This window comes from Enhydrobacter aerosaccus, from assembly GCF_900167455.1.
GTDB classification, from domain to species: Bacteria; Pseudomonadota; Alphaproteobacteria; order Reyranellales; family Reyranellaceae; genus Reyranella; species Reyranella aerosaccus.
In genome coordinates this window covers 1,706,316-1,731,017 of the sequence record NZ_FUWJ01000001.1, presented here as the reverse complement: position 1 = coordinate 1,731,017, position 24,702 = coordinate 1,706,316, and the positions used below count along the sequence as shown (strand labels likewise).

The window sequence follows — 24,702 nt, the reverse complement described above, 5'->3', positions numbered from 1 at the left end:
TGATCGGAACCCTCAGCGAGGAGGCAGTGCGTGGGCCGCAATATCGTTGAGACGATCGTGGGCGCGATCGTCCTGGTCGTCGCAGGTGTATTTGTCTTCTATGCCTTCGCGAAGACGGATCGGACAGGTTCGGGCGGCTACGACCTGGTGGCGCATTTCGGCCGTGTCGACGGGCTGAAACGCGGTGCTGACGTGACGTTGAGCGGCGTCAAGGTCGGCACCGTCACTGGCATCGATCTCGATAGCAAGACTTACCAGGCCGTGGTGCATCTGGCGGTTGCCCAGGGCCTCCAGCTTCCCACCGATACGAATGCCAAAGTGGTTGGCGAGTCGCTTCTGGGTGGCATGATCGTGGTGCTGGAGCCGGGTGCGGACAAGAAGATGCTGACGCCCGGCAGCGAGATCGCCAACACTCAGGATGCCATTTCGCTGACAGAGTTGATCGCCAAGTTCATGTTCGGTGGAACAGGGCAAAAGTGATGAACGCAGAAACACGCAAGACTCTTCCCGTGTGGCGCCAGTCCGATGGCAAGCCGGTGTCGTGCCTCGAAAAGATCAAAGTCCTCAATCAGAACATTCAGGAGATCGAAGCCCTCTGCGCGGATGCGCTGGAGGACGGGGTTCTGATGGGATGCGATGCCGAGCAGATCAAGGCTGCGCTGCACGAACTGGTCGACAGGCTGGCCGCTCAGCACGCCAAGAAGGTCTGAGCGTGCGGCTGCTTTCGGCGCTGCTGGTATTGTTCGCAACGACGGCTACCGCCGCCGCGCAGACGCCGCAGCCACAGGGAACAGCGGCGGCGACATCGTCCTCGTCCGATAGTCCGACACTGCGAGCTATTCCCGATGGGCCGGGGCGGGCGGTGGCGGAACTGCAGGGGCTGGACAAGGTGACGGCTCGCACACGGCGCTTCTCGGCACCGGTCGGCCAATCCACCAGTTTCGGGACGCTCGAGATCACGGTCGGCGACTGCCTCGTCAATACGCCGGATGCGCCACCAGAAGCTGCCGCCTATCTCACGATCATCGATCACAAGCCGGGCCAGCCCGAACAGAAGCTGTTTGCCGGGTGGATGTTCGCCTCCACGCCGTCGCTCTCGGCGCTCGACGATGGCGTCTATGACGTCCGCGTATTGGCCTGCACGAGGGAGCAGGGATCTTCGCCCAGCTCGCGGTAGAAGCTGGCCGGCCGGCCGACCGCCTCCGTCAACAGGACCCGGAAATGCTCGCGCGGGATCTCGACAGCGCCGAAGCTGCGCAGATGCTCGGTCATGAACTGGCAGTCGAGCAGTTTGAAGCCGCCCTTGATCAGCCGAGCCACCAGATGAACCAGCGCCACCTTGGAGGCGTCGCGCTCGCGGCTGAACATGCTCTCGCCGAAAAATGCGGCGCCCACGGATACGCCGTACAGGCCTCCGACCAGGCGTCCTTCGCGCCAGCATTCGATACTGTGCGCATGTCCACGCCGATGCAGTTCGCTGTAGAGCTCGACGATCGGCTCGTTGATCCAGCTCTCTGGATGGCCGGGGCGCGGTTCGGCGCATGCCCGTAATACGTCGGCAAAGGCGGTATCGGCACTAACCTCGAAGTGGCCGGAACGGACTGTTCGAGCCAGGCGTCGGGGCAGGTGGAAATCGTCGAGTGGCAGAATGGCCCGCTGCCGTGGATCGAGCCAGTAAAGCTTTGGATCGTCGCGACGCTCTCCCATCGGGAAAACGCCGATGCGGTAGGCCTGGAGCAGGAGTTCGGGGGTGATCTCCAGCATGCCTGCCCGTTACTTCTTGAGGCCGACCAGCTTCTCCAGCCAGTGAATGTCGTACTCGCCGTCGATGAAATCCTGCTGGCGGATGATGCGCTGGTGCAGCGGAATCGTGGTGTCGATCCCGCCGATCACGAACTCCTCGAGGGACCGGCGCAGCCGCATCAGGCACTCGTTCCTGGTCGGCCCGCTGACGATCAGCTTGGCGACCATCGAGTCATAGTAGGGCGGCATGATATAACCGGCATAGAGGCCCGAATCGACACGCACGCCCAGCCCGCCCGGTGGATGGTAGTCGGCCACGCGGCCGGGACAAGGCACGAAGGTTTCAGGGTGCTCCGCATTGATGCGGCACTCGATGGCATGGCCCTGGATCACGACATCCTTCTGGGTGAGGCCCAGGGCTCCGCCGGCGGCGATGCGGATCTGTTCCCGCACCAGATCGATGCCAGTAACGGCCTCGGTGATGGGATGCTCGACCTGCAGGCGCGTGTTCATCTCGATGAAGTAGAATTCACCGTCCTGGAACAGGAATTCCATCGTTCCGGCGCCACGGTATTTCAGTCGACGCACCGCGGCGGCGGCGAGTTCGCCGATGCGCCCGCGCTGCTCCGCATTCAGGGCCGGGGAGGGTGCTTCCTCCAGAACCTTCTGATGCCTGCGCTGCAACGAGCAATCGCGCTCGCCGAGATGGATGCCGCCACCTTGTCCGTCACCCAGGACCTGGATTTCGATGTGCCGTGGCCGGGCGAGATATTTCTCGACATAGACCGAGTCATTGCCGAACGCGGCCTTCGCTTCGCTGCGGGCGAGAGCATAGGCCTCGGCTGCCGTCTCGGCGCTTTCGACCACCTTCATGCCCCGCCCACCGCCGCCGGCCACGGCCTTGATCAAGACCGGCCAGCCGATCTTCTCTCCGAGTGCCGTAATTTCCTCCAGTGAGCCGATGGGGCCCGCCGAGCCGGGAACGAGCGGCAGGCCAAGCTCCTTCGCCGTCTGCTTGGCGACGATCTTGTCGCCCATCATGGAGATATGTTCGGGCGTCGGGCCGATGAAGGTCAGGCCATGCGCTTCGACGGCCTCGGCAAAACGCGCATTCTCGGAAAGAAAGCCGTAGCCGGGGTGGATCGCATCGACGCCGGTGATCTCGGCCGCCGACAGGATGGCGGGAATGTTGAGGTAGCTGTCCCGAGCCGGCGGCGGACCGATGCAGACCGACTGGTCGGCCAACCGGACATGCATGGCATCGCTGTCTGCCGTGGAGTGCACGGCAACCGTCTGAATCCCCATCTCGCGGCAGGCGCGGTGGATACGAAGGGCGATTTCGCCCCGATTGGCGATCAGGATTTTTTCGAACATTGCGATGGGACAGCCGCTATTCGACGATCATCAGCGGCTGTCCGAACTCCACCGGCTGGGCATTCTCGACCAGGATCTGCGTCACCGTGCCGGCTTTGGGCGCCTTGATCGGGTTGAAGGTCTTCATGGCCTCGATGATCAGGAGCGTCTGGCCGGCCGCCACCTTGTCTCCGACATTCACGAAAACCGCTTTGCCGGGTTCGGGCGCCAGGTAAGCGGTTCCGACCATCGGCGATTTCACGGCGCCCGGATGGGCAGCCAGATCGACCGATGCCGCGGCGGCGGGAGCAGACGAGGGACCCGCAAAGGCGCCGGCCGGAGCCATGCTCATGGGCATAGCCGGCGCAGCTACCGTCACTTGCGGCCGTGCGATGCGGATACGCCGTTCGCCATCAGCCATTTCGATCTCGCCGAGATGGGTCTGTTCAAGAACATCCGCGAGCTTGCGGATAAAGTCGGTATCCATCTCGAACTTGGCCATAAAACGCTCCTGATGAATCAGCGGTCGAGCAAGCGTGCCAGCGCTTGCAGGGCGAGAAGATAGCCCTGGGTGCCGAGGCCGGCGATCACTCCGACCGCGACGGGGCTTATGTAAGAACGGTGGCGAAAGGGTTCGCGCTTGTAGATGTTTGAGATGTGGACTTCGATGGCGGGCAGTTCCGCCGCGTTCAGGGCATCCAGCAGCGCAACCGACGTATGGGTGTAGGCACCGGCATTGATGATGATGCCGCTGTTCTTTTCGCGCGCCGCCTGAATGAGGTCGACGAGGACACCTTCGTGATTGCTCTGCGCGAACTCGATCGCGAGACCTAGACGCGCCGCTTCCGCCCGGCACGTCTCTTCGACGTCCGCCAGGGTCTCACGGCCGTAGATCTGCGGCTGCCGCTTGCCCAGCATGTTGAGATTGGGCCCATTGAGCACCAGCACCGGCTTGCGGACCGGCGGGCGCTGGGCGGCCTTCGCGGCCAAGAGTGCCTCCCGTTCTATTAAGTCGCGGGTTTATAGCATGCGCTGACTCGGCCACAAGGATGCCGGCCGGGGACATCTAGCGCCGGTCGCGCAAGGTCTTTGCCCGTGCCAGCAGCCGGTCGGAAAGCCTGTCGAACAGCCGCTGCTCGTCTTCTGACAGCGCCTCATGGAGCCGCGCTTCGTAGGCCAGTGCGATCGGAACGATTTGGGCGTGCATGTCGCTGCCGGCCGTCGAGAGCCTCAGCGAGGCGCGGCGGCGATCCTTGCGGTCGGTCGCTCGTTCGATCAGCCCGCGATTCATCAATCCTGCGACCGCCCGGCTGACGGCAACCTTGTCCATGACGATGCGCTGCCCCACTTCAGAGGCGGTCAAGGGGGCGAACCGGCCCAGCGCCGCCATCACCCGCCATTGCGTCACGGTAAGCCCGAAGGGGCCGGCGTAGAGGTCGTGAAGCGCCTCGCTCACGACCTGGGTCAGGATCGACAAACGGTAGGGGAGGAAATTTTCCAGTTCCAGGACTTGCGACTGGTTCGCCATAATAGTTACATATGAAACCAATTCCGTTCTCCGTCAAACACGGGAGGAAAAAATGACCAGCATCACCGATCCCAAGACTCTTGAAGTCGACGCCGTGAATCCGATGGGCACAGACGGATTCGAGTTCATCGAATACACCGCGCCCGATCCCGAGGCTCTCGGCCGGCTGTTCGAGAGCATGGGCTTCACCCGTGTCGCGCGGCACCGTTCGAAGGACGTCTCACTGTTCCGGCAAGGCGACGTGAACTTCATCGTCAATGGCGAGAAGGAAAGTTTCGCCCAGGGCTTCGCGCGGGTGCATGGCCCCAGCGTCTGCGCCATCGCCTTCCGCGTGAAGGATGCGGCGCGCGCCTATAGGCGGGCCCTGTCGCTTGGCGCCTGGGGAGTCGAGGGAAAGATCGGCCCGATGGAGCTCAATATTCCCGCCATCAAGGGCATCGGCGATTCGCTCATATACCTGGTCGACCGCTATGGCGAGAAGGGCAGCATCTACGACGTCGACTTCGACTATCTGCCCGGCGTGGAGCGTAATCCCCAAGGTGTCGGGCTCACCTACATCGATCATCTCACCCACAACGTTCATCGCGGCCGGATGGACGAGTGGGCGGAGTTCTACGAGCGGCTCTTCAACTTCCGGGAGATCCGCTATTTCGACATCGAGGGCAAGCTCACCGGGTTGAAGTCCAGGGCAATGACAAGCCCGTGCGGCAAGATCCGGATCCCGATCAATGAAAGCACCGACGACAAGTCGCAGATCCAGGAATATCTCTCTGCCTATCACGGCGAAGGCATCCAGCATATCGCCCTTGGCACCAACGACATCTACAACGCCGTCGAAACGCTCAAGACGAAGGGCGTTCCGTTCCAGACGGTTCCCGATACCTACTATGAACAGGTCGATCAGCGGCTGCCCGGCCATGGCGAGGATCTTGGTCGATTGGCTGCGGACCGTATCCTGATAGACGGCGCGCCGACCAAGGGCGGCGGTCTGCTGCTGCAGATCTTCACCCAGACGGTGATCGGCCCGATCTTCTTCGAGATCATCCAGCGCCGCGGCAACGAAGGGTTCGGCGAGGGCAATTTCCGGGCGCTGTTCGAATCGATCGAGCTCGATCAGATTCGTCGAGGCGTCCTCAAAGCATAATGACATCGGAGGAAACCATGTCCAGGAACTGGATTCCACTACGCCAACTCGAGGGGACGGCGTCGCGTCAGGCCCATGTTCGGCTGCCGGAGGGCACCTACGAGCGCGAGATCAGCAAGGAGGGCTTTTTCGGACCCTCGGCGCAGTTTCACCACAAGCACAAGCCCACGGACTGGATCGACTTCGACGGCCCGATCCGTCCGCGCGCACTCGACCTGAACAAGCTGGCGACGGCAAAGCCCAGTCCGTGGCAGGCCGAACTGGTGATGAGCAATCCGCATCTGCAGATGCGGATGTGGAAGCTCGACGTGCCCATGACGGAGCTCGCCCGTAACAGCGACGGCGATCAACTGTTGTTTGTCCATGAAGGCGCCGGCGACCTGTTCTGCGATTACGGCCATCTCGATTATCGCGACGGCGACTATGTCGTCATTCCGCGCGGCACCATGTGGCGTCTGGTGCCGAACCGGCCGACCTTGTCCCTCATGATCGAGGCGACCAACGATCATTTCACGTTGCCGGAAAAGGGCCTTGTCGGGCGGCACGCGATCTTCGACCCGGCGATCCTCGACACGCCGCATATCGACGAGGCGTTCAAGGCGCAACAGGACGAGCAGACCTGGAAAGTGTCCGTCAAGCGGCGCAATGCGCTCTCGACCGTCACCTATCCGTTCAATCCGCTCGACGCTGTCGGCTGGCATGGCGATCTGAGCGTGGTGCGGGTGAACTGGCGGGATCTGCGTCCCCTCATGAGCCATCGCTTCCACCTGCCGCCCTCGGCTCATACGACCTTCATGGCCGGACGCTTCGTGGTCTGCACTTTCGTGCCGCGGCCGCTGGAGAGCGACCCTGAAGCCTTGCGCCTGCCGTTCTTTCACAACAACGATGATTTCGAGGAGATCATCTTTTATCACAAGGGCAGCTTCTTCAGCCGGGACAACATTCACCCGGGAATGATGACCATCCACCCGTCGGGCTTCACCCATGGACCGCATCCGAAGGCCTTTCACGCCGCGACCAAGGGCGGCAAGAGCGAGACCGACGAGGTGGCGGTGATGATCGATACGAGGGACGCGGTCGATGTCGCGGCCATGCCGGCCGGCGTGGAGTTCGACGGCTATGTCTCCTCATGGCGTCCGGCGGATGTGAAACAGGCGGCAGAGTAGGGCGAGCGCAGGATGAAACTTGGAACACTGAAGGAAGGCGGCCGCGACGGCACGCTGATCGTGGTCAATCGTGACCTGAACCGGGCGGTGCGAGCGACTGGCATCGCGCCGACGCTGCAGAAGGCCCTGGAGGATTGGCCGACGATCGCGCCGAAACTGGCGGATCTTGCCGAGCAATTGCGCGACGACAAGGCGGTAGGCTCGTTCGAGCTCGACACATCCGCGCTCGCGGCACCCTTGCCGCGCGCCTATCAATGGGCCGACGGTTCGGCCTACGTCGTCCATGTCGAGCTGGTCCGCAAGGCGCGTGGCGTGGAGATGCCGGCGTCCTTCTGGACCGACCCGCTGATGTATCAGGGCGGATCCGATTCCTTCATCGGTCCGAATGACGAGATCGAACTCGAGGACGAGGCCTGGGGCATCGATTTCGAAGGCGAAATCGGCGTCATGGTCGACGATGTGCCGATGGGCATCTCCGCTCAGGCCGCGCGCAGGCATATCAAGCTTGTGACCATCCTCAACGACGTGTCGTTGCGTAACGTCATCGTCACCGAGCTGGCCAAGGGATTCGGCTTCTTCCATGGCAAGCCGGCGACGGCCTTTGCTCCCGTTGCCGTAACCGCCGACGAGCTGGGCGACGCTTGGGACGGCGCCAAGCTCAATCTGCCGCTGATCTCGACCTTGAATGGCAAGGAATTCGGCCATCCCAATGCGTCGACCGATCTGACCTTCGATTTCGGTCAGCTCATTGCCCACGCCGCCCGGACGCGTCACCTGGAGGCCGGAACCATCATCGGCTCCGGCACGGTGGCCAATCGCGATTCATCGGTCGGCTGTTCCTGCATCGCCGAGCGTCGCGTTCGGGAGACGATCGAGAGTGGCAAGCCGGTTACGCCGTTCATGAAGTTCGGCGATCGGGTCCGGATCGAGATGCTCGACGCAAGCGGCCAATCGATTTTCGGCGCCATCGATCAGAAGGTTGTTCGCTACACGCCACCGGCCTGACCCGTGCTAAGGTCGCCGGCGGAGGCGATCATGAAGCTCATCGGGTATTTTCGATCATCGGCGGCGTTCCGGGTGCGCATTGGGCTGAACCTCAAGGGGATCGTCGTCGACCAGGCCTTTTGTCACCTGCGCAAAGGCGAGCAGGGGCGGCCGGAGTACGTTGCGCTCAACCCGCAGAAGCTCGTACCGGCCCTCGTGCTCGATTCCGGCCAGGTGCTCACCCAGTCGTTGGCAATCCTGGAGTACCTTGAAGAGATCCATCCAGAGCCGGCACTTCTGCCCAAGGACCCCGTGGAGCGGGCACGGGTGCGATCACTGGCCCTGATCCCGACCGCGGACATCCATCCGATCCAGAATCTGCGGGTGATGGCCTATCTTCGGGACAAGTTCGGACAATCGGAAGAAGCTGCGTTCGCCTGGTCGCGTCATTGGATCGAGACCGGCTTCGACGCCTACGAGGCGACGGTGGCGAACGACCGCGGGACCGGCGCGTTCAGTCACGGCGATGCGCCCAGCCTCGCGGATCTTTGCCTGATCCCGCAAGTCTTCAACGCCACTCGCTTCAAGGTGGATATGTCCCGTTACCCGACGATCAAGCGCATCTTTGACAACTGCATGAAGCTGCCGGCCTTCGACGCGGCTCATCCCTCCAAACAGCCCGACGCCGAACCGTGAAGAAGAAGTGGATCGCCCTCGCGGCCGTCGTCATCGTGGCCGCGGGCGCCGCTGCCTTGCCGGTGGGGCAACGCTTTGCGGCCAGCCGCATCAAAGCCGAAATCGAGCGTGACGGAACGGCCACCGTCGAGACGGTGGAGGTTGGGCTTCTCGATCGGCGTGTCACACTCATCAACCTGAAGACCCATGCCTTCGGCGAGGTGGTGGTGCATCGCGCACAGGTCTCAGGCCTTTCCGTCCCATTCTCCGATCTGCTCGAGGGACGGACGCCTCTGTCGGACTTCCGGCCGGGGGATCCGCTGCGGGCGGAGCGCCTCGAAGTGACCGAAGCGCGCGTAGTCGATCCAGCCACTGGTGCCAGCTTGGCGGTCGATGCCCTCACCGTCGAAGGGCTCGATCTTGTCCGCTACGATGGCGCGGTGACGGGACCGTACCGATTGGCGATCCTCATGGCCCGGATCGCCTCGGCTCTCTCGGTCCGTCGCATCGAGGAAAAGAAAGTTGTCTATACCGTTGCCGTAAGTGGCGACACGGTGGAGCTGGAGAAGCTTTCCATCGACCGAGTAGACCGAGGCAAGATCGGTGCGATAGCGATCGACGGTGTCGATGCCACGCCGAAAAATGCGAACGAGGCGTCGTTCAAGATCGCCGAGGTGAATGCGAAGGATATCGGGTTGGGACGGATGCTGCCCCGGCTTTCCGATGCATCGTGGGTCCTCGGCCGTCCGCTTGGCCGCCTCGAGATCGGGTCGTTCCGCGTCGCCGGCTTCGGCGGCGTCCTGCTTTCGCAGTATGGCGTGTCGCTGGGGGCCATTTCGCTCGAAACGAATCGCCAGTCGGTCGATTCCGTCGCGTCGCATCTGCGGATCGAAGGGCTAGGAGTGCGACCCGGCTCCAATGCAGAGGCTGCGAGGCTCGGCGTCCTGCTGGGAGCGCTCGGATTGCGTGAACTCGCGCTCGGCTTCGATTGCAGCGGAGAGGAAAGACGAGCCAAGAGGGAACTGGGCATCACGGACTGCCGGCTGACCATCGCCGATCTGGCCGACGTGTCCCTTGCTGCCGGTCTGGTGAATGCCGATGACGCCTTCTGGCGCGCGCTCGATGATGGCAATCCGCTCGGCATCGGCGGATCATCGATTGCCCTCGGTTCGGCCAGGCTTTCGATCGTCGACAAAGGAGTGATCGAACGTTCGGTGCGGGCGCTCGCGGCGGCGACCCGTCAGCTGCCGAGCGCGGCTCGTGCCAAGCTCGCGCAGGATATCCGTTCCTATCAGCCCCCGGATGTGCTGATCACGGAAGATCTGACGAAGCTCCTCGACACGGCCGCTCGCTTCATCGAGCAGGGCGGCACGCTGCAGGTCGATGCCCGACCGGACCCGCCGCTTGGCCTTGCCGCGCTGGGTCGGCTTTCCTCGCCGGGCCCAGATCTGGTCAGCCTGTTGGGCCTGTCGGCGACGCTGTCGCGCTGACCTCAGCCCTTGCGGGCTTCATCGATGAGCTGCTTGAGGGCGTCGGCGTCGACCGCGCCCGGCACGAACTGCTTGCCGATGACGAAGGCCGGGGTACCGCGCACTCCGAGAGCCGAGGCGAGGGCCATGTTGCGGTCGATGATGTCCTTCAGTTTCGGATCTTCCATATCCTTCTGAAGCTGAGCGACGTCGATGCCGACCGAGGCGGCGATGGTCATGATCTGGTCGCGATCCAGCTTGCCGCTGAACTCCATCAGCGCATTGTGGAGAGCTTCATGCTTGTTCTGATTGCGCGCGGCCAGCGCCGCGAGGGCGGCAATGCGCGATGCCTCGCCCAGGATGGGCAGATCCTTGTAGACGATCTTGAGCTTGCCGTCGGCTGCCACCACGGACTTGAGGGCCGGATAGGTCCGCTTGCAATAGGGACACTGGTAGTCGCTGAACTCGACGATCGTCACATCGCCATTGGGATTGCCGGAGACGGGGCTGTCCGGATCGTTCATCAGCTCGCGGCCATGCTCCTCGATGCCCTTTTGCGCCAGGTTGTCGCGTTCACTGTCCTGCTTGCGCTCGAGCTCCTTCATCGCCTCGATCAAGACCTCTGGATTCGCCACCAGATAATCATGGATACGCTTGCCGAACTGATCGCTGTCCATGGCGCCGGCAGAGGAGGCAGGGGACGAAGAGACGACGCGGACTGGCGCCGTGAGGCGGCCGGCCACGAGCGCACCGGCGGCGACAAGCGCGGCGCACAGGAAAAGAAGGGGGATACGCATCAATGTTACTCCTCGATGGAGGTTGGGCCGCTTAATTCTTGCGCGGCCGGGAATCGATATAGGCCTTGATGTCCTGTGCGCGCTGCCACGCCGGCGTTCCAGCCTGGAGCTGGCGGATCGCCGACGCAGCCATGGCCTGGGCCTCGGGTCGATCGCCGCGCAGCACGGCCATCTCGGCCCGCGCCAGCGATGTCATGCCCGGATTGTTCAGCCGGGCATAGCCGACCGACATCAAGCGCCATAACTCGAAACTGTCGGCTTCGGTCTGACGGGCAATTTCCAGATTGCGCACCGCTTCCTGATCGTTCGCCGTACTGTTGGTTTCCAACAGGGCGCGCGCAAAGTCTACCTTGACGATACCGGCGCCCGGCAGGAGCTGAACGGCACGCCGGTAAGAGGTCACGGCTTCTGCGACGTGGCCGTTCTCGAACAGCATCTGGCCTCGCAGCTCATGGAAATAAGGATCGTTGGGGTATTCCTTGAGCAGCCCGTCAAGCGTCAGCAGCGCCGATCCCAGCGCGCCGGTGCGATAGAGGGCGATGGCGCGGCCATAGCGGGCGGCCACGGACCGGTCGCCCTCCCTGTAGCGCTGCAGGGCGATCGAGGGGGCCGTGAAGCCCAGAAGCTTTGCCACCATGCGCTGGTGCAGTTCGATGAACCGCGGCGAATCTCCGACATTGGCATAGGGCGAACGCGCGGCGGCCTCGTGGAACGTGGCGATGCGGTCGGGTGTGAGCGGATGGTCGGTTAGATACGGATCGCGACGTCCGATCATCATCCGTTCCTGCTGTTCCAGGACACGCAGGAATTGCTCGGTCCCCTTGGGCGACTGATGCGTGCGTTCGAGGTAAGTGATTGCCGCCTGGTCGGCTGAGGCCTCCTGGGCCTGCGAATATTGCAAATAGGAATAGAGCGAGCCGGCCACCGGGGTGCTGCCCGTGCCAGTCTGGCTGCGCCCTATACCGCCGCCGCCCATGGCGCCTCCGGCGATTGCCGCACCACCGAGCAGCATCTCGAGGATCTGCATGGTGCTCAGCTTGCGGAGTTCTTCCTGCTGCCGCGCCAGATGGCCGCCGGCAATATGGCCGGTCTCGTGCGCCAGCACGCCGATCAGCTGATTGGGCGTTTCCGTGCGCATCAGCAGGCCGGTATTGATGAAGATCCTCTGCCCGCCGGCGACGAAGGCATTGAGGCTGTTGTCCTGAACGATCATGATCTGGACAGCCTCCGGATCGAGTCCGGCAACGCGCCAGATCGGCGTCAGGAAGGTACGGATCGTGTCCTCGATCTCGGCGTCGCGGACGAGATTGAGACGTTGACCTTGCTGCGCACTCGCGGCACGAAACGGCGCCAGCGCGAAAAGCGCGAGGGAAATGAGGGTAATGATGCGTCTGAGCACGGTCGGCACGATTTGCACGCAGGCTAGGAACAAGGGATCGGATCGTCAATTGCGCAGCCTGGCACTGCTTGGTGTGCTTTTGGTGTCGGCTTGTGGCGGAAATGAGACCATCCAGGAGAACAGGGCTCCTGGCGTGCGCCAGATGCGGGCCGGATACAACGAAATATTTGGCGGGAGCGCCAAGTTCTCGGCGGTCACCGCCAGCGAGAGCCAGACCGCCGAGGTCGGCCGTTCGATCCTGCAGAACGGCGGCAATGCCACCGATGCGGCAGTCGCCATGTATTTCGCCATGGCGGCAACCCTGCCGTCCGCCGCGGGCCTCGGGGCTTCCGGGGCGTGTGTCGTCCATGACGCGAAGACGCGCGGCGCAGAGGCTTTCGTGTTCGCGCCGGTTGCGGCGCCCGGCCCGATCAAGGGAGCAGCCTTCACGGTGCCGACCGGCGTCCGGGCGCTCACCTTGATGCATATCCGGCACGGTCAGGCGCGGTGGGAAATGGATGTCGCGCCCGGTGAGAAGATTGCGCGCTTCGGCGCCCCCGTGTCGCGAGCCTTTGCGCGCGATCTGAAGGCCGGCGCCAGCCTGCTGACCGACAGCGAAGCGCGGCGTTTGTTCACCAAGGACGGTGCGCCGCTGAACGAGGGTGACAATCTCGTCCAACTCGACCTTGCGGGCACTCTCGGCACGATTCGCCGCGGTGGCGGGGAGTTCTTCCAGGGCAACTTCGCCCGCGTGATGTCGGAGCAGGTGGCGCAGGCGGGAGGCAATCTGCCGGTCGAAACCATCCGCAACACGGTTCCCAAGGCCGGCCCTCCGCTGTCGGAAAGCGACGGCGGTTACCGCGTTTATGTCGCGCCCTCGCCAATGGCCGGCGCTAGCGCGCTGGCTGGATGGAAAGGCCAGGCCGGGCAGGGGGGCGGAGTTCCGACGGATTCAGGCGGCTTTGCGGGCTTTGCCGCAATCGACGAGGTCGGCAACGCGGCAGCCTGCAGCCTGTCGATGGGCCAACTGTTCGGGGCTCGCGTGGTTGTGCCAGGAACAGGCTTGATGCTGGGCGCCCCCACGGCGGACGGCACCGCGGTCAGTCCGGTGGTGATCGGCAACCCGAACAATGGCGAGGCCAAGTTCGCGGGCGCGGGCGCGGGCTCTGCGTCAGCAAGCTTCGAGACAGGCATGATCGCCCGCCTCACGGTCAACGAGAGGGAAGTCCTGGCGGACGTGCTCGCGGCGCATGCGGGCCGCGGCGGATTTGTGGAAGCCATCTCCTGCCCGTACGGGATCAAGAGTGGAGGCTCGACCTGTCAGGCAGGCAGCGATCCCGCAGGGGCCGGACTTGCATTGCTCGCGACGCGACGCTGATCTCCACCATGTCACATCGCATATCGCGGCGCTCCGCCGCCGTTGATCCGTTCATCGTAATGGATGTCATGGCGGCCGCCGCCGAGAAGGAAGCGGCGGGCGACTCCGTCATCCATCTCGAGGTCGGCCAGCCAAGCACGCCGGCGCCAAAGGGTGTTCTGGCGGCCGCCCATGCAGCGCTCGATGCGGACCGTATCGGCTATGTTGCCGCCCTCGGCATGCCGGCCCTGCGCGAACGCATCGCCCGTCATTATCGCGACAGCTACGGCTGCGAGGTGTCGGCTGAACGGGTCATCGTGACGACCGGCTCATCGGGCGGATTTCCGCTGGCCTTCCTGGCAAGCTTCGATGCCGGGGAGCGGATCGCTCTCGCTGCACCAGGCTATCCCGCCTACCGCAATATCCTGGCGGCGCTCAATCTCGAACCCGTGGATCTGCCGACGACCGCTGCCGAGCGGTTTCAACCGACGGTGCGCGCGCTGGAGAAGGCAGGACCGATCGCTGGCCTGATCGTCGCAAGCCCCTCAAATCCCACCGGAACGATGGTCACTCGGAGCGAGCTCTCCGAACTCGCTCGCTGGTGCGATGGCCACGATGTCCGTCTGATTTCCGACGAGATCTATCATGGCGTCGTCTACGAGGGGCAGGCGGCCTCCGCCGTCGAGGTGTCGGATCACGCCATTGTCGTGAACAGCTTCTCGAAATATTTCTCCATGACTGGCTGGCGGATCGGGTGGCTGGTTGTGCCGCCCGAACTCGTACGGCCGATCGAGCGGCTGGCGCAGAATTTCTTCATCTCGGTCCCAACGCTCAGCCAATATGCGGCGCTGGCTGCCTTCGATTGCCGCGACGAACTCGAAGGGCACGTCCGCCGCTATCGCGCCAATCGGGACCTTCTCATGGAAGGCCTGCCGCGCGCCGGCCTCGACCGGCTGACGCCCGCTCAGGGCGCATTCTATCTCTACGCCGACGTTTCGCACCTCACCAACGACAGCCGCGATTTCTGCAAGCGCATGCTTCTGGAAGCGGGCGTTGCCACGACGCCTGGGGTCGATTTCGATCGGGAGCGCGGTGCCGGCACGTTGCGCATCTCCTTTGCCGGCTCGACGGCCGAAATGGAGGAGGCGGTGCGGCGTCTCAAGGCGTGGAGGCTGAAATGAAGAAGACCGTCGTCGCGGCGTTCGTCATCGGCCTGGCAGCTCCCGCCTTGGCGCAATCCGGAGCAAGCTTCGATTGCGCCAAGGCCTCGACTGCAATCGAGCGGACCATCTGCGCTCGGCCCGGGCTCGCCAAGGCCGATCGCGAGATGGCCGATCTTTATGCGGCACTCGCGGCCAAGCTTTCTGGACCGGCCAAGGAGCACCTGGTCAAGGACCAGCTCTCTTGGATCGCGGCGCGCAACAAGGCCTGCACGGGAGGAGCCGAAGAGGTCGCGCGCTGCCTGAAGGACCACTACAACTCACGCGCAACCACTCTCAAGGTGCTGGGGCAGGGAACCTATCCCTTCATCAGCGAGCAGACGCTGCTGAAGGACGGCAAGGTCGGCAAAGTCACCTACAGCATCGATGCCAGTTGGCCTCGGTTCGACGGCACAACGGCGGATTTCTCCAGGCTGAATAACGAATTTGCCCAACGGACGCGCAAGGCTGCGGACGATGTCGTGCCGGACCGGGAAGCGGGCGCCAACGCACCGTTCGACCAGGACTGGGCCTACGATCAGAGCTTTACCTTGCAGCGCCCCTCTGTCGACGCGGTCGCCGTCGCGATCTCCTATTATGGCTTCGCCGGTGGCGCCCATGGCTTTGCCGGCACCTCCGCCTATCTCGTCGATCTCAGAACGGGTAAGGCCGTATCTCCGGAAGGTGTCTTCGCCAAAGGCGACGCCTGGCTCAAGACGCTGGTCTCGCTGGTCGGGGCCGATCTCAAGAAGCAGTTCGATGATGGCAAGCCGGGCTTCGATGAAGCACTCGAGCCCGCCAATCTCGCCAAGCTCCTGCGCGAGGGTGATCACTACTACTATAGGCAGGACAAGCTCGAACTCATCTTCGATGCGTATGTCGTCGGCCCATATGTGTCCGGCCCCTTCACGGTCGAAATCCCATATTCGACCCTGAAGCCGCTTTTTGCACCGGACGGTCCGCTGGGCAGCTTGCGCTAATGCAGTTTGCGCCGGTCGCGGACCGGCGTTGCCGGTGGGTTCTGGGTCGTCTGACGCTCGTTGACAGGGACCGGTCCGGAGTGATGGCCCAGCATGTGCCAGCGGTCGGCGAGGCGGACGAAACTGTTGGTCGCCATCAGCTGGCCCTCGGCCAGGATCTCCCGGCAAACGACCAGGGCAAGGCCGCTGCGGCCCACCACCCATTCGTCTGCGCACCGCACCCGCGGCGCTTCGGGATGACGCAGGATGGCTCGCCAGCTCTCCATGATTTCGGCGCGGTCCAGAATCGGCGCCCGACCAGGATGGAGGCAGATCGTCGCGCCGCTCGGGGCCCAGAGCAGGTCCATGGCGTCGTAATCGCGGTCGTTGAAGGCGCGATAGAACGCACGGTTTGCGGCCAGCACCGCCTCTCTTTCCTCATCGTCGAATTCCGCCAGAAGCGGCGGCAGGCGGGGTTGGCGACGCGGCATTCGACCCTCGAAACTCCCAGGTTGCGCGCCCAAGAATTAGCCGACACAGAGAGGTGATCCAACTGTCGAGAATGACGATGTCCATTCCCAAGCTCGAATTTCCGCCCTTTCACCTGCCGCCAGAGGCCGAGGCGTTGCGGGAGGAAGTGAGAAGCTTCCTCAAGGAGACTTTGCCGCACATCGAGACCGAGGATCGGTTCGCGAGCTGGAATACCCCGTCTCCCGAGTTCAGCCGGGAATTGGGCAAGAAGGGTTGGATCGGCATCACCTGGCCCAAGAAGTATGGCGGCTCGGAGCGGAGTTTCCTTGAGCGCTACGTGGTTACGGAGGAATTGCTCGGCAACAGCGCTCCCGCCGGTTCGCATTGGGTCGCCGATCGCCAGTCCGGGCCGCTGCTGCTGCGCTTCGGTAGCGAGGAGCAGCGGCAGGCCATTCTGCCGCGCATCACGCGCGGCGAGTGCTTCTTCAGCATCGGCATGAGCGAGCCGGACTCGGGATCCGACCTTGCATCGGTTCGCACCCGTGCCGAGGCGGCGCCGGGCGGCTTTCGCGTCAACGGTACCAAGGTCTGGACCTCGGGCGCACATCGCAACCACTACTGCATCGCCCTGGTGCGCACGTCGGGCCAGCATGGCGACCGCCACAAGGGCCTGAGCCAGATTCTGGTCGATCTCAAGACACCGGGCGTCACGATCCGGCCGATCATCAACCTGGCTGGCCGGCACGACTGGAACGAGGTGACCTTCAGTGACGCCTTCATTCCCGAAAGCTGCCTGATCGGTAATGAAGGCGACGGCTGGCTGCAGGTCACCAGCGAACTGGCCTTCGAGCGGTCGGGGCCGGAGCGCTTCATGCAGAACTTCTATGTCCTGCGCGAGCTCGTGCGCGTGCTGGGCCGACAACCGGCGAACCGCGCCGCTTCCATCCTGGGGCGCCTGATCGCCCGGCTATGGACGTTGCGCCAGATGTCGGTGGCGGTGGCGGGCATGATGCAGGGCGGAAAGTCGCCGGCGATCGAAGCGTCGCTGGTGAAGGATCTCGGCACCATCTACCAGCAGGATCTGCCGGAGGTGGCGCGGGTCCTGGCCGAATCGGATGCGACGACGGAAGAGGACATGGCCGATTTCCTCGACGTCGCCCAATACGCCACGATGATGGCGCCGAGTTACACCATCCAGGGCGGGACCACGCAGGTGCTGCGCGGCATCGTTGCCCGCGGCCTCGGGTTGCGCTGAGAGGGGGAGAAGGACAATGGACCGCGAAACCCGCGACATGCTGCTGGAGACCGCCGACCGCTTCTTTACCGAGCGCTGCGGACGCGAGGTCGTGAATGGCGTCGAGAAGGGCGTGTGGCCTGCCGATCTATGGAAAGAGATCGAGGAGATGGGCCTGCCGCTGATCGCCGTGGATGAGGACAAGGGCGGCGCGGGCGGTACGCTGGCCGATATGCTGGCCTTGCTGCGCCTGGCCGGCGCGCATGCGGTGCCCGTACCGCTGGCGGAGACGGCGCTTGCCAACCTGCTGGTGGCCCGCGCTGGTGGTGTGCCAGCAGCCGGACCGAGCACCGTCGCTCTGGGCGCCCTGACCTTGGAGGGCAATCGACTTCGCGGGACTGTAACGCGTGTACCCTTCGCCTCCGTCGCCGATCGCTTCGTCGGCGTTGCCGCGACGACCGAAGGGCCGAAGGTCGCCGTCGTTCCGGCCGCCAACGCCACCGTTACCGAGACGCCAAGCCACGCTGGCGAACCCTACGGTACGGTGAGCTTCGACAAGGCAGTCTGCGAATTCGTCGGAGCGAGCCCCGCCGACGGCGAGCGCGCCTATGCCCTGGCTGCGCTTGTGCGGGCCATGCAGATGGCCGGCGCAGCCGACAAGGTGCTGGGCACCGCGGTCGAGTATTGCAAGCAGCGCGTCCAGTTCGGCCGTCCGATCTCGACCTTCCAGGCGATCCAGCAGATGCTGGCCGAGCTGGCGAGCTACGTGGCGGCGACCATTGCCGCGGCGGAGGCGGCGGCGCGCGACGCGGACGAGGGTGGCTTTGCCGACGGCGGAAGCTTCTCGATCGCCGCGGCCAAGAGCCAGACTTCGGACTTCGCGCAGCGAATCGCCGCGATCGCGCACCAGTCGATGGGCGCGATGGGTTTCACCCACGAGCACATCCTGCACCATTACACTCGGCGGCTCTGGGTGTGGCGGCGCGATTTCGGCAGCGAGACCTTCTGGGGCGAAAAGATCGGCTCGGCCTTTGCCAAGGCGGGGCCGCAGGCACTCTGGCCGTCCCTGACGGCGAGTGCCTACGCCGCGTAGTCTTCGTTCGGGTCAGGCGCGGATCTTCACGCCAGCCCATTCCTCAAGCAGCTTGGCGACGCTGGTGAAGTCCGAGTCGGCGCCGAAGCGGGCCTTGGTGACGGCCAGCATCTCGCGCACGGCGGCGCCGACCACCATGGGAACGCCCAGCGCTTCCGCCTCGTCGACGCAGAGCCGGACGTCCTTGTAGGACAGGCCGGTCGCGAAACCGAAATCGAACGTGCCGGGCAGGATGGCGCGCGGAAACTTGTCCTGCGTGGCGCTGTTGCGGCCGCTCGAGGCATTGATGATGTCGATCAGCACCTTGGCATCGAGGCCGGCCTTCACGCCCATGGCCATCACTTCCGAGGTCGCGACGAGGGCGGCGCCGGCCAGCAGGTTGTTGGCGAGCTTCGCGGTCTGAGCCAGGCCCGGCTTGTCGCCGGTGTAGAACGTCTTCCCGAAGGTCTTGAGGATCGGCTCGATCTCGCCGAGCGTCTTCTGAGGGCAAGAAACCATGACCGCGAGCGTGCCGGCCTTCGCGCCGGTCACGCCGCCGCTCACGGGAGCATCCACCCAGCCGATGCGGCGCTCGGCGAGCTTGGCCGCGACTTCGGTCGCTACCCCAGGCCCGGTGGTCGACAGGTCGATCATCAGGCGCACTTTCGAGCCGTTGATGACGCCTGCATTGCCACCCAACGCCACCTGCCGAACGATGTCGGGCGTCGGCAGGCTGACAAGCACGATGTCGGCCGACGAAGCGACTTCGGCCGGCGAGGCAGCGAGCTGCGCGCCGCGAGCGGCGAAGGGGGCCGTGGCCTCGGCCGAGACGTCGTAGATGCAGAGGCGATATCCCGCATCGAGCAGGCGCGACGCCATCGGGCCGCCCATGCGTCCGACACCGATGAAGCCCACGAGCTGGTCCGTCATGCCGTTTCTCCCTGAAGCGCGTGATTTTGGTATCGCTACCATCCTATAGTGCCGGAAGGGGACGTCAACGCGAGGCGGCGAGGCATGAAGAAGAAGGGGCGGGGCGGCGGCGCGATCACGATGGGCGACATCGCACGCCATGCCGGCGTTTCGCCGATGACCGTGTCGCGCGCCCTGCGCGAACCGGGGACCGTGTCCGACAAGATGCGGCGCAAGGTCGATGCGGCGGTGCGCCAGTTCGGTTATCTGCCGAACCGGATCGCGGGCAGTCTCTCGTCGCGGCGCTCGAACATCGTCGGGCTCGTCGTTCCCAGCATCCGCAACTCGCTCTATGCCAGCATGATCCAGTCGGTCTCCGACGTGCTGCGTGCCAACGGACTGCATCTGATCATCGCCGACAGCGGTCACAGTCTGGCGGAAGAGGAGGCGCTGGTCGCCGCCTTGCTGGCTCAAAGAGTCTGCGGCTTGGTGCTGCACAACACAGTGCACAGCAAGAGGGGATGCGATCTGGTGCGTGTCGCGGGTGTGCCGGTGGTCGAGACCGGCAATCTTGTGGCCCGGCCGCTCGATATGGCCGTCAGCTACTCGAACTTCGATGCCGCCAAGGCGATGACCGTCCATCTCGGACGGCTGGGCTATCGCAAGATCGGGTTCGTCACGTTGCCGCTCCGCGACAACGACCGCTCCAAGGAGAGGCGACGCGGCTATCTCGCGGCCTTGAAGGAACTTGGCTTGCCGGTCGACCACGATCTTGTTCTCGAAGCGGTCGGCGGGCTGAACGAGGGCGCCGATGCGCTGGTCCGCCTGATGCAGACGGGGAGCGACATCGATGCCGTCTTTTTCGCCGGCGATGTGCTGGCGCTGGGCGCCCTGTTCGAATGCCAGCGACGCGGGTGGAACGTGCCCGGTCGCATCGCCATCGCAAGCTTCGACGATCTCGACTTGTTGCGACACACGGTTCCGACCGTCACGACGTTGCGGGTGCCGCGGGCCGAGATCGGCCGGCGCAGCGCCGAACTGCTCGTGAACCGGCTGCGCGGCGCACCGCCCGAGCGTGTGCGGATCGATGTCGGGTTCGAGATCGTCCAGCGTGACAGTACCTGAAAGCGGACAACAGGAGGTTGGTGACATGCTCAAGGGGAGATCGGCCCTCATCACGGGGTCGACGCAAGGTCTGGGCTACGCCATGGCCTCTCGGCTTGCAGCCGAAGGCTGCAACGTCATGCTCAACGGCTTCGGCGATGCCGCGGAGATCGAAGCGCGCCGGCGCGACGTCGAGACCCGGCATGGGGTGCGGGCGCTCCATCATGGAGCGGATATCGGCGAGGCGGCGCAGGTGGCCGCTCTGGTCGAGGCGGCGATCGCGGCCTTTGGCGCGGTCGACATCCTGATCAACAACGCCGTCGTCCGTCACTTCGCGCCACTCGAACAATTCCGGTCGGAGGATTGGGAGCGGGCGCTTGCGGTCAATCTGTCCGCCGCCTTCCATACATCCCGCCTCGTGCTGCCGGGCATGCGGGCGCGCGACTTCGGGCGCATCATCAACATCTCCTCGATCTTCGGTCTGCGCGGGGCGGTGAACCGCGTCGACTACGTGACCACCAAAACGGCGCTGATCGGCTTCACCCGAGCAGTGGCACTCGAGACCGCGGGGCAGAACATCACCTGCAACGCGATCTGCCCGGGCTCGTCGTCGACACCGGCGATCGAACAGCGCCTGGCGGAATTCATGGCGCGGGAGAAGCTGTCGCATGACGAGGCGGTGAAGGCGTTCATGGCCTCGCGCCAACCTTCGGGTCGGTTCGTCGAGCCCGATCGCGTGGCGGGATTGGCCGTGTTTCTGTGCGGGCCGGACGGGCGCGATGTGACCGGCGCGGCGCTGTCCGTCGATGGCGGCTGGGCTGCGAGCTGAACGCAGTCGGCGCTTTTGTGATAGCGATACCAATTCAGCGCCCGTAGTATTTCATCAAGAACGGTCCAGCTCGATGGCCAAGGACCGAGCATAAAGTGAGGAGGAACGCCATGCGTATCAGACGTCGACAACTTGCGCCGTTAGCAGCCACGATGGGAGCGGCCGCGCTCGCCGCCCCGGCAATCGCTCAGACGACCGAGCAGATCAAATGGCGTCTCGTTTCCAGCTACCCGCAGAGTCTGGACACGCTCTACGGCGCGTCCAAGACAATCGCGCGCGTGGTCAGCGAACTGACCGACGGCAAGTTCGAACTGCAGCCGTTCGCGGCGGGCGAAATTGTTCCTGGCCTGCAGGTGCTCGACGCCGTCTCCAACGGCACGGTCGAATGCGGCCACACCTATATGGGCTATTACATCGGCAAGAATCCGTCGGTGATCTTCGACGCCTCGCTGCCATTCGGTCTCACACCGCGCATGCAGAACGCCTGGATGCGCTACGGCGACGGCCGCAAGCTGATGGACGAGGTCTATGACGGCTTCGGCCTGGTCGCGATCCCGGCGGGCAATACCGGCGGCCAGATGTTCGGCTGGTTCCGCAAGGAGCTGAAGAGCCCGGCCGATTTCGTCGGCCTCAAGATGCGCACGGCCGGATTCGGCGGCAAGGTCATGGCCAAGCTCGGTGCGGTGCCGCAGCAGATCGCCGGCGGCGACATCTATCCGGCGCTGGAGCGCGGCACCATCGATGCCTGCGAATGGGTCGGCCCCTACGACGACGAGAGGCTCGGCTTCAACAAGGTCGCCAAGTACTACTACACGCCCGGCGTGATGGAACTCGAGGCGATGAACCAGATCCTGATCAGCAAGAAGGCCTGGGCCAGCTTGCCACCACGCTACCAGGCGGCGCTGCGCTATGCCGGCGCCTTTGCCACCGAGGACATGCTGGCCTCCTACGACGCCAAGAACGCGGAAGCGATCGCGCGCCTGGTGGCGTCGGGAGCGCAGCTCTCGGTGCTGCCGGAGGACATCATCAAGGCGCTGCGTGGCGCCCTCGAAGCCGTGCTCGACGAGGAGGCGGCCAACAACGAGCAGTTCAAGAAGATCCTCGCGAACTGGCGGACCTTCCGGGCCAGCCAGCATCGCTGGTTCTCGATCGCCGATACGCGTGCGGAGAATGCCGTCTATCGGACCGATCCCCGCTAGAGGCGTCGAACGATCCTGACGACGCGCGTCAGGTCAATTGACGGTGACGGGGTCGGCCGGCATGCGGTCGGCCTCGCCCAGGGACGAAGCAAGCCCGTCGACATCCTTGGGGGACAGGGCGAAAGCGACGGCAAAGCCGTCCGGCGTGGCGAGGGTAAGGATGGTCTGGTCGCTGCCCATCGCCTGCTGCAGGGACCAGTTTCCGGTCGGATAGACGAGCTTCAGCGTGTCGTCCTGGTAACGCGCCTTGAGCGCGTGCTCGATCAGGGCAGGCAGCGTCATCAGCAACGATCTCAGGCAGTCGGCCGGCAGAACGAGCGTTGCCGGACTGCCGTCCTCCGATTCGAGGTTGAGGCGGAAGCGCTCCCCCCGACGGATCTACCTGACATGTCGTCAAATGCCTGCCGATGATTTCCATGCTGCGATCTTCGCTATAGCGGGATGGATATATCGAAGCGCGGCACGCGGATAAAGTCAATCGATATAGTCATTGGGAAATGACGCCTTCGAAAACTAGCGATATATTCATTAAAATATAGCGCGTGATTGCCCAAACCCAGGAGGTTCGCCATGACGGTAATGGAGAAGGGGCCGCCCCAGCATCCGGCCTATGTCGACGGCAAGACCAAGCTGATGCTGATCGATGGGAAATGGGTGCCGGCGCTGTCGGGCAAGACGTTCGAGACCCGCAATCCGGCGACCGGCGAGCTCCTGGCCGATGTCGCCGAAGGTGACCGCGCGGACATCGACCGCGCCGTCGCGGCGGCCCGCAAGGCCTTTGCCGGTCCGTGGAGCAAGTGGAAGCCGGCCGAACGGCAGATGCTGTTGCTGCGGCTGGCCGACCTGGTCGAGCGGCATATCGAGGAGTTGGCGGCCCTCGATACCTACGACATGGGCGCTCCCATCAGCCGCACGCGCAACAACCGCCAGCGCGCGGTCGGCATGCTGCGCTATTACGCGGGGCATGCCGTCACGCTGCACGGCGAGACGATCGACAATTCGCTGGCAGGCGAGATCTTTTCCTACACGCTCAAGGAGCCGGTGGGCGTGGTCGGCGCCATCATTCCGTGGAACGGGCCTTTGACCGCGACGATCTGGAAGATCGGTCCGGCGCTGGCTACGGGCTGCACCGTGGTGTTGAAGCCGGCGGAGGAGGCGCCGCTCACCTCACTGCGGCTGGGGGAACTCTGTCTCGAAGCGGGCGTGCCGCCCGGTGTCGTCAATGTGGTTCCCGGCTACGGCGAGACGGCCGGCGCTGCCCTGGCATCGCATCCGGATGTCGACAAAGTGGCTTTCACCGGATCGCATCTGACCGGCCAGAAGATCGTCCAGGCATCCGCGGGCAATCTCAAGCGCGTGTCGCTGGAGCTGGGCGGCAAGTCGCCGGATATCGTTTTCGCCGACGCCGATCTCGACGCCGCCGTGCCCGGTGCGAGCATGGCCGTGTTCGCCAACTCGGGCCAGATCTGCAGCGCGGGCACCCGGCTCTTCGTCGAGAAGAAGGTCTATGAGGAATTCACCGGCAGGGTCGCTGCCTTTGCCAAGGAACTGCGGGTCGGCAACGGTGTCGATCCGCAGACGCAGGTCGGGCCGCTCGTTTCGGCCGAGCAGCTCGACCGCGTGACGGACTATCTCAGCATCGGACGACAGGAAGGCGCGCGACGTCTCAGCGGCGGGGAGCGGCTGACCGACGGCGATTACCAGAAGGGCTATTTCGTGCCGCCGACCGTGTTCGCCGACGTGCGGGACGATATGCGCATCGCCCAGGAGGAGATCTTCGGACCGGTGATCTCGGCGATTCCGTTCACCGACATCGAGGAGGTGATCCAGCGCGGCAACGCCACGCCGTTCGGCCTGGGTAGCGGCGTCTGGACACGCGATGTCGGCAAGGCGCATCGCCTGGCCCGGGCGATCCGCGCCGGCTCGGTGTGGGTCAACTGCTATCAGGCGATGGATCCGGCGGTTCCGTTCGGTGGCTACAAGATGAGCGGCTACGGCCGCGAAAGCGGCAAGCAGCATCTCGAAGAATATCTCAACGTGAAGGCGGTATGGATCAGGACGGCTTGAGGCGCGATCACTTTTGATTCCGCCGCGGGTGACGACGGAAAGTCGTCGCCCGGGTGGCGGCCCAG

27 protein-coding genes are annotated in these 24,702 nt (G+C 64.3%); 17 read left to right on the top strand and 10 right to left on the bottom strand.

All coding sequences use genetic code 11. The features are described from left to right. Positions 1-30: 30 nt before the first annotated feature. From mlaD to B5D62_RS08255, 3 genes are read left to right on the top strand one after another with little or no spacing between them, the layout of a single operon-like run. Positions 31-480: an outer membrane lipid asymmetry maintenance protein MlaD gene (gene mlaD / locus B5D62_RS08265; RefSeq protein ID WP_085933271.1), complete on the top strand. Its 450-nt coding sequence runs from the start codon at positions 31-33 to the stop codon at positions 478-480. Beyond that, positions 480-710 carry a hypothetical protein gene (locus B5D62_RS08260; RefSeq protein ID WP_085933270.1) on the top strand — a complete coding sequence of 77 codons (231 nt, stop codon included), beginning with the start codon at positions 480-482 and terminating at the stop codon, positions 708-710. Before mlaD ends, B5D62_RS08260 begins: the two co-directional genes overlap by 1 nt. Before the next feature lie 2 nt (positions 711-712). Continuing rightward, a complete protein-coding gene (locus B5D62_RS08255) occupies positions 713-1,177 on the top strand; it encodes a DUF2155 domain-containing protein (RefSeq protein WP_231714741.1) in 465 nt (154 codons plus the stop codon). Here B5D62_RS08255 and aat read toward each other — a convergent pair. The 5 genes from aat to B5D62_RS08230 form a co-directional block, all read right to left on the bottom strand. After that, positions 1,117-1,764, bottom strand: a complete 648-nt coding sequence (gene aat, locus B5D62_RS08250; RefSeq protein WP_085933268.1) for a leucyl/phenylalanyl-tRNA--protein transferase — start codon at positions 1,762-1,764, stop codon at positions 1,117-1,119. The genes B5D62_RS08255 and aat overlap by 61 nt on opposite strands. Positions 1,765-1,773: 9 nt before the next feature. Continuing rightward, positions 1,774-3,117, bottom strand: a complete 1,344-nt coding sequence (gene accC / locus B5D62_RS08245) for an acetyl-CoA carboxylase biotin carboxylase subunit (protein WP_085933267.1) — start codon at positions 3,115-3,117, stop codon at positions 1,774-1,776. A gap of 16 nt (positions 3,118-3,133) precedes the next feature. After that, a complete protein-coding gene (accB, locus tag B5D62_RS08240) occupies positions 3,134-3,598 on the bottom strand; it encodes an acetyl-CoA carboxylase biotin carboxyl carrier protein (protein WP_085933266.1) in 465 nt (154 codons plus the stop codon). Between the two features lie 17 nt (positions 3,599-3,615). Then, positions 3,616-4,086, bottom strand: coding sequence for a type II 3-dehydroquinate dehydratase (gene aroQ, locus B5D62_RS08235; protein ID WP_269435084.1), 471 nt, complete (start codon positions 4,084-4,086; stop codon positions 3,616-3,618). 76 nt (positions 4,087-4,162) lie between these two features. After that, on the bottom strand, positions 4,163-4,624 hold the full coding sequence (locus tag B5D62_RS08230) for a MarR family winged helix-turn-helix transcriptional regulator (RefSeq protein WP_085933265.1): 462 nt from the start codon (positions 4,622-4,624) through the stop codon (positions 4,163-4,165). Between the two features lie 52 nt (positions 4,625-4,676). On the opposite strand from B5D62_RS08230, the gene hppD reads away from it, so the two are divergent. From hppD to B5D62_RS08205, 5 genes are read left to right on the top strand one after another with little or no spacing between them, the layout of a single operon-like run. Continuing rightward, positions 4,677-5,768 carry a 4-hydroxyphenylpyruvate dioxygenase gene (hppD, locus tag B5D62_RS08225; RefSeq protein ID WP_085933264.1) on the top strand — a complete coding sequence of 364 codons (1,092 nt, stop codon included), beginning with the start codon at positions 4,677-4,679 and terminating at the stop codon, positions 5,766-5,768. Positions 5,769-5,785: 17 nt separating this feature from the next. Continuing rightward, complete coding sequence (locus B5D62_RS08220) at positions 5,786-6,934, top strand: homogentisate 1,2-dioxygenase (RefSeq protein WP_085933263.1); 1,149 nt, start codon at positions 5,786-5,788, stop codon at positions 6,932-6,934. Positions 6,935-6,946: 12 nt separating this feature from the next. Continuing rightward, positions 6,947-7,939 carry a fumarylacetoacetate hydrolase family protein gene (locus tag B5D62_RS08215; protein WP_085933262.1) on the top strand — a complete coding sequence of 331 codons (993 nt, stop codon included), beginning with the start codon at positions 6,947-6,949 and terminating at the stop codon, positions 7,937-7,939. 30 nt (positions 7,940-7,969) lie between these two features. Next, positions 7,970-8,614, top strand: coding sequence for a maleylacetoacetate isomerase (gene maiA / locus B5D62_RS08210; protein ID WP_085933261.1), 645 nt, complete (start codon positions 7,970-7,972; stop codon positions 8,612-8,614). Beyond that, positions 8,611-10,083, top strand: a complete 1,473-nt coding sequence (locus B5D62_RS08205; protein WP_085933260.1) for a hypothetical protein — start codon at positions 8,611-8,613, stop codon at positions 10,081-10,083. The genes maiA and B5D62_RS08205 overlap by 4 nt, the downstream gene beginning before the upstream one ends. Positions 10,084-10,085: 2 nt before the next feature. Here B5D62_RS08205 and B5D62_RS08200 read toward each other — a convergent pair whose 3' ends face one another. Further along, on the bottom strand, positions 10,086-10,859 hold the full coding sequence (locus B5D62_RS08200; RefSeq protein WP_085933259.1) for a DsbA family protein: 774 nt from the start codon (positions 10,857-10,859) through the stop codon (positions 10,086-10,088). A gap of 31 nt (positions 10,860-10,890) precedes the next feature. Then, positions 10,891-12,258, bottom strand: coding sequence for a M48 family metalloprotease (locus B5D62_RS08195; RefSeq protein WP_170920830.1), 1,368 nt, complete (start codon positions 12,256-12,258; stop codon positions 10,891-10,893). Here B5D62_RS08195 and B5D62_RS08190 point away from each other — a divergent pair. The 3 genes from B5D62_RS08190 to B5D62_RS08180 are packed head-to-tail and all read left to right on the top strand — an operon-like array spanning position 12,242 to position 15,773. After that, positions 12,242-13,615 (top strand): gamma-glutamyltransferase, encoded by a 1,374-nt coding sequence (locus B5D62_RS08190; protein WP_170920829.1) that lies wholly within the window; start codon positions 12,242-12,244, stop codon positions 13,613-13,615. The genes B5D62_RS08195 and B5D62_RS08190 overlap by 17 nt on opposite strands. A gap of 8 nt (positions 13,616-13,623) precedes the next feature. Further along, positions 13,624-14,775 carry a pyridoxal phosphate-dependent aminotransferase gene (locus tag B5D62_RS08185; RefSeq protein ID WP_085933257.1) on the top strand — a complete coding sequence of 384 codons (1,152 nt, stop codon included), beginning with the start codon at positions 13,624-13,626 and terminating at the stop codon, positions 14,773-14,775. Next, positions 14,772-15,773 carry a DUF3298 domain-containing protein gene (locus B5D62_RS08180; protein WP_085933256.1) on the top strand — a complete coding sequence of 334 codons (1,002 nt, stop codon included), beginning with the start codon at positions 14,772-14,774 and terminating at the stop codon, positions 15,771-15,773. The genes B5D62_RS08185 and B5D62_RS08180 overlap by 4 nt, the downstream gene beginning before the upstream one ends. Here the strand turns inward: B5D62_RS08180 and B5D62_RS08175 are convergent. Further along, complete coding sequence (locus B5D62_RS08175; RefSeq protein WP_085933255.1) at positions 15,770-16,243, bottom strand: nuclear transport factor 2 family protein; 474 nt, start codon at positions 16,241-16,243, stop codon at positions 15,770-15,772. The genes B5D62_RS08180 and B5D62_RS08175 overlap by 4 nt on opposite strands. A gap of 77 nt (positions 16,244-16,320) precedes the next feature. Between B5D62_RS08175 and B5D62_RS08170 the strand changes: the two genes are divergently transcribed. Together B5D62_RS08170 and B5D62_RS08165 are read left to right on the top strand one after the other, a co-directional pair. Continuing rightward, positions 16,321-17,478 (top strand): acyl-CoA dehydrogenase family protein, encoded by a 1,158-nt coding sequence (locus B5D62_RS08170; protein WP_170920828.1) that lies wholly within the window; start codon positions 16,321-16,323, stop codon positions 17,476-17,478. Between the two features lie 16 nt (positions 17,479-17,494). Further along, entirely contained in the window at positions 17,495-18,550 is a 1,056-nt protein-coding gene (locus B5D62_RS08165; protein WP_085933253.1) for an acyl-CoA dehydrogenase family protein, read from the top strand. 12 nt (positions 18,551-18,562) lie between these two features. On the opposite strand, the gene B5D62_RS08160 is transcribed toward B5D62_RS08165, so the two are convergent. Then, positions 18,563-19,459, bottom strand: coding sequence for an NAD(P)-dependent oxidoreductase (locus B5D62_RS08160; RefSeq protein ID WP_085933252.1), 897 nt, complete (start codon positions 19,457-19,459; stop codon positions 18,563-18,565). Positions 19,460-19,543: 84 nt separating this feature from the next. On the opposite strand from B5D62_RS08160, the gene B5D62_RS08155 reads away from it, so the two are divergent. The 3 genes from B5D62_RS08155 (at position 19,544) to B5D62_RS08145 (ending at position 22,570) form a co-directional block, all read left to right on the top strand. Beyond that, a complete protein-coding gene (locus B5D62_RS08155) occupies positions 19,544-20,563 on the top strand; it encodes a LacI family DNA-binding transcriptional regulator (protein WP_085933251.1) in 1,020 nt (339 codons plus the stop codon). Between the two features lie 25 nt (positions 20,564-20,588). After that, positions 20,589-21,371, top strand: coding sequence for a 3-hydroxybutyrate dehydrogenase (locus B5D62_RS08150; protein ID WP_085933250.1), 783 nt, complete (start codon positions 20,589-20,591; stop codon positions 21,369-21,371). A 110-nt stretch (positions 21,372-21,481) separates the two neighbouring features. Then, positions 21,482-22,570 (top strand): TRAP transporter substrate-binding protein, encoded by a 1,089-nt coding sequence (locus B5D62_RS08145; RefSeq protein WP_085933249.1) that lies wholly within the window; start codon positions 21,482-21,484, stop codon positions 22,568-22,570. A 33-nt stretch (positions 22,571-22,603) separates the two neighbouring features. Here B5D62_RS08145 and B5D62_RS08140 read toward each other — a convergent pair whose 3' ends face one another. After that, the gene (locus tag B5D62_RS08140; RefSeq protein ID WP_085933248.1) at positions 22,604-22,852 is read right to left on the bottom strand and encodes a hypothetical protein; all 249 of its coding nucleotides are present in this window, start codon (positions 22,850-22,852) and stop codon (positions 22,604-22,606) included. Between the two features lie 288 nt (positions 22,853-23,140). Between B5D62_RS08140 and B5D62_RS08135 the strand changes: the two genes are divergently transcribed. Continuing rightward, positions 23,141-24,637 carry an aldehyde dehydrogenase family protein gene (locus tag B5D62_RS08135; protein WP_085933247.1) on the top strand — a complete coding sequence of 499 codons (1,497 nt, stop codon included), beginning with the start codon at positions 23,141-23,143 and terminating at the stop codon, positions 24,635-24,637. Positions 24,638-24,702 lie beyond the last annotated feature (65 nt).

Excerpts from the sequence above, each read along its gene's own strand:
- B5D62_RS08215 (WP_085933262.1), top strand. The coding sequence starts at position 6,947 with ATGAAACTTGGAACACTGAAGGAAGGCGGCCGCGACGGCACGCTGATC.
- accC (WP_085933267.1), bottom strand. The coding sequence starts at position 3,117 with ATGTTCGAAAAAATCCTGATCGCCAATCGGGGCGAAATCGCCCTTCGT.
- B5D62_RS08155 (WP_085933251.1), top strand. The coding sequence starts at position 19,544 with ATGAAGAAGAAGGGGCGGGGCGGCGGCGCGATCACGATGGGCGACATC.
- B5D62_RS08180 (WP_085933256.1), top strand. The coding sequence starts at position 14,772 with ATGAAGAAGACCGTCGTCGCGGCGTTCGTCATCGGCCTGGCAGCTCCC.
- B5D62_RS08170 (WP_170920828.1), top strand. The coding sequence starts at position 16,321 with ATGTCCATTCCCAAGCTCGAATTTCCGCCCTTTCACCTGCCGCCAGAG.
- B5D62_RS08260 (WP_085933270.1), top strand. The coding sequence starts at position 480 with ATGAACGCAGAAACACGCAAGACTCTTCCCGTGTGGCGCCAGTCCGAT.
- B5D62_RS08185 (WP_085933257.1), top strand. The coding sequence starts at position 13,624 with ATGTCACATCGCATATCGCGGCGCTCCGCCGCCGTTGATCCGTTCATC.
- B5D62_RS08175 (WP_085933255.1), bottom strand. The coding sequence starts at position 16,243 with ATGCCGCGTCGCCAACCCCGCCTGCCGCCGCTTCTGGCGGAATTCGAC.
- B5D62_RS08230 (WP_085933265.1), bottom strand. The coding sequence starts at position 4,624 with ATGGCGAACCAGTCGCAAGTCCTGGAACTGGAAAATTTCCTCCCCTAC.
- B5D62_RS08165 (WP_085933253.1), top strand. The coding sequence starts at position 17,495 with ATGGACCGCGAAACCCGCGACATGCTGCTGGAGACCGCCGACCGCTTC.
- B5D62_RS08200 (WP_085933259.1), bottom strand. The coding sequence starts at position 10,859 with ATGCGTATCCCCCTTCTTTTCCTGTGCGCCGCGCTTGTCGCCGCCGGT.
- B5D62_RS08150 (WP_085933250.1), top strand. The coding sequence starts at position 20,589 with ATGCTCAAGGGGAGATCGGCCCTCATCACGGGGTCGACGCAAGGTCTG.
- maiA (WP_085933261.1), top strand. The coding sequence starts at position 7,970 with ATGAAGCTCATCGGGTATTTTCGATCATCGGCGGCGTTCCGGGTGCGC.
- B5D62_RS08220 (WP_085933263.1), top strand. The coding sequence starts at position 5,786 with ATGTCCAGGAACTGGATTCCACTACGCCAACTCGAGGGGACGGCGTCG.
- B5D62_RS08140 (WP_085933248.1), bottom strand. The coding sequence starts at position 22,852 with ATGACGCTGCCTGCCCTGATCGAGCACGCGCTCAAGGCGCGTTACCAG.
- hppD (WP_085933264.1), top strand. The coding sequence starts at position 4,677 with ATGACCAGCATCACCGATCCCAAGACTCTTGAAGTCGACGCCGTGAAT.
- accB (WP_085933266.1), bottom strand. The coding sequence starts at position 3,598 with ATGGCCAAGTTCGAGATGGATACCGACTTTATCCGCAAGCTCGCGGAT.
- B5D62_RS08145 (WP_085933249.1), top strand. The coding sequence starts at position 21,482 with ATGCGTATCAGACGTCGACAACTTGCGCCGTTAGCAGCCACGATGGGA.
- B5D62_RS08135 (WP_085933247.1), top strand. The coding sequence starts at position 23,141 with ATGACGGTAATGGAGAAGGGGCCGCCCCAGCATCCGGCCTATGTCGAC.
- B5D62_RS08160 (WP_085933252.1), bottom strand. The coding sequence starts at position 19,459 with ATGACGGACCAGCTCGTGGGCTTCATCGGTGTCGGACGCATGGGCGGC.
- aat (WP_085933268.1), bottom strand. The coding sequence starts at position 1,764 with ATGCTGGAGATCACCCCCGAACTCCTGCTCCAGGCCTACCGCATCGGC.
- B5D62_RS08190 (WP_170920829.1), top strand. The coding sequence starts at position 12,242 with ATGATGCGTCTGAGCACGGTCGGCACGATTTGCACGCAGGCTAGGAAC.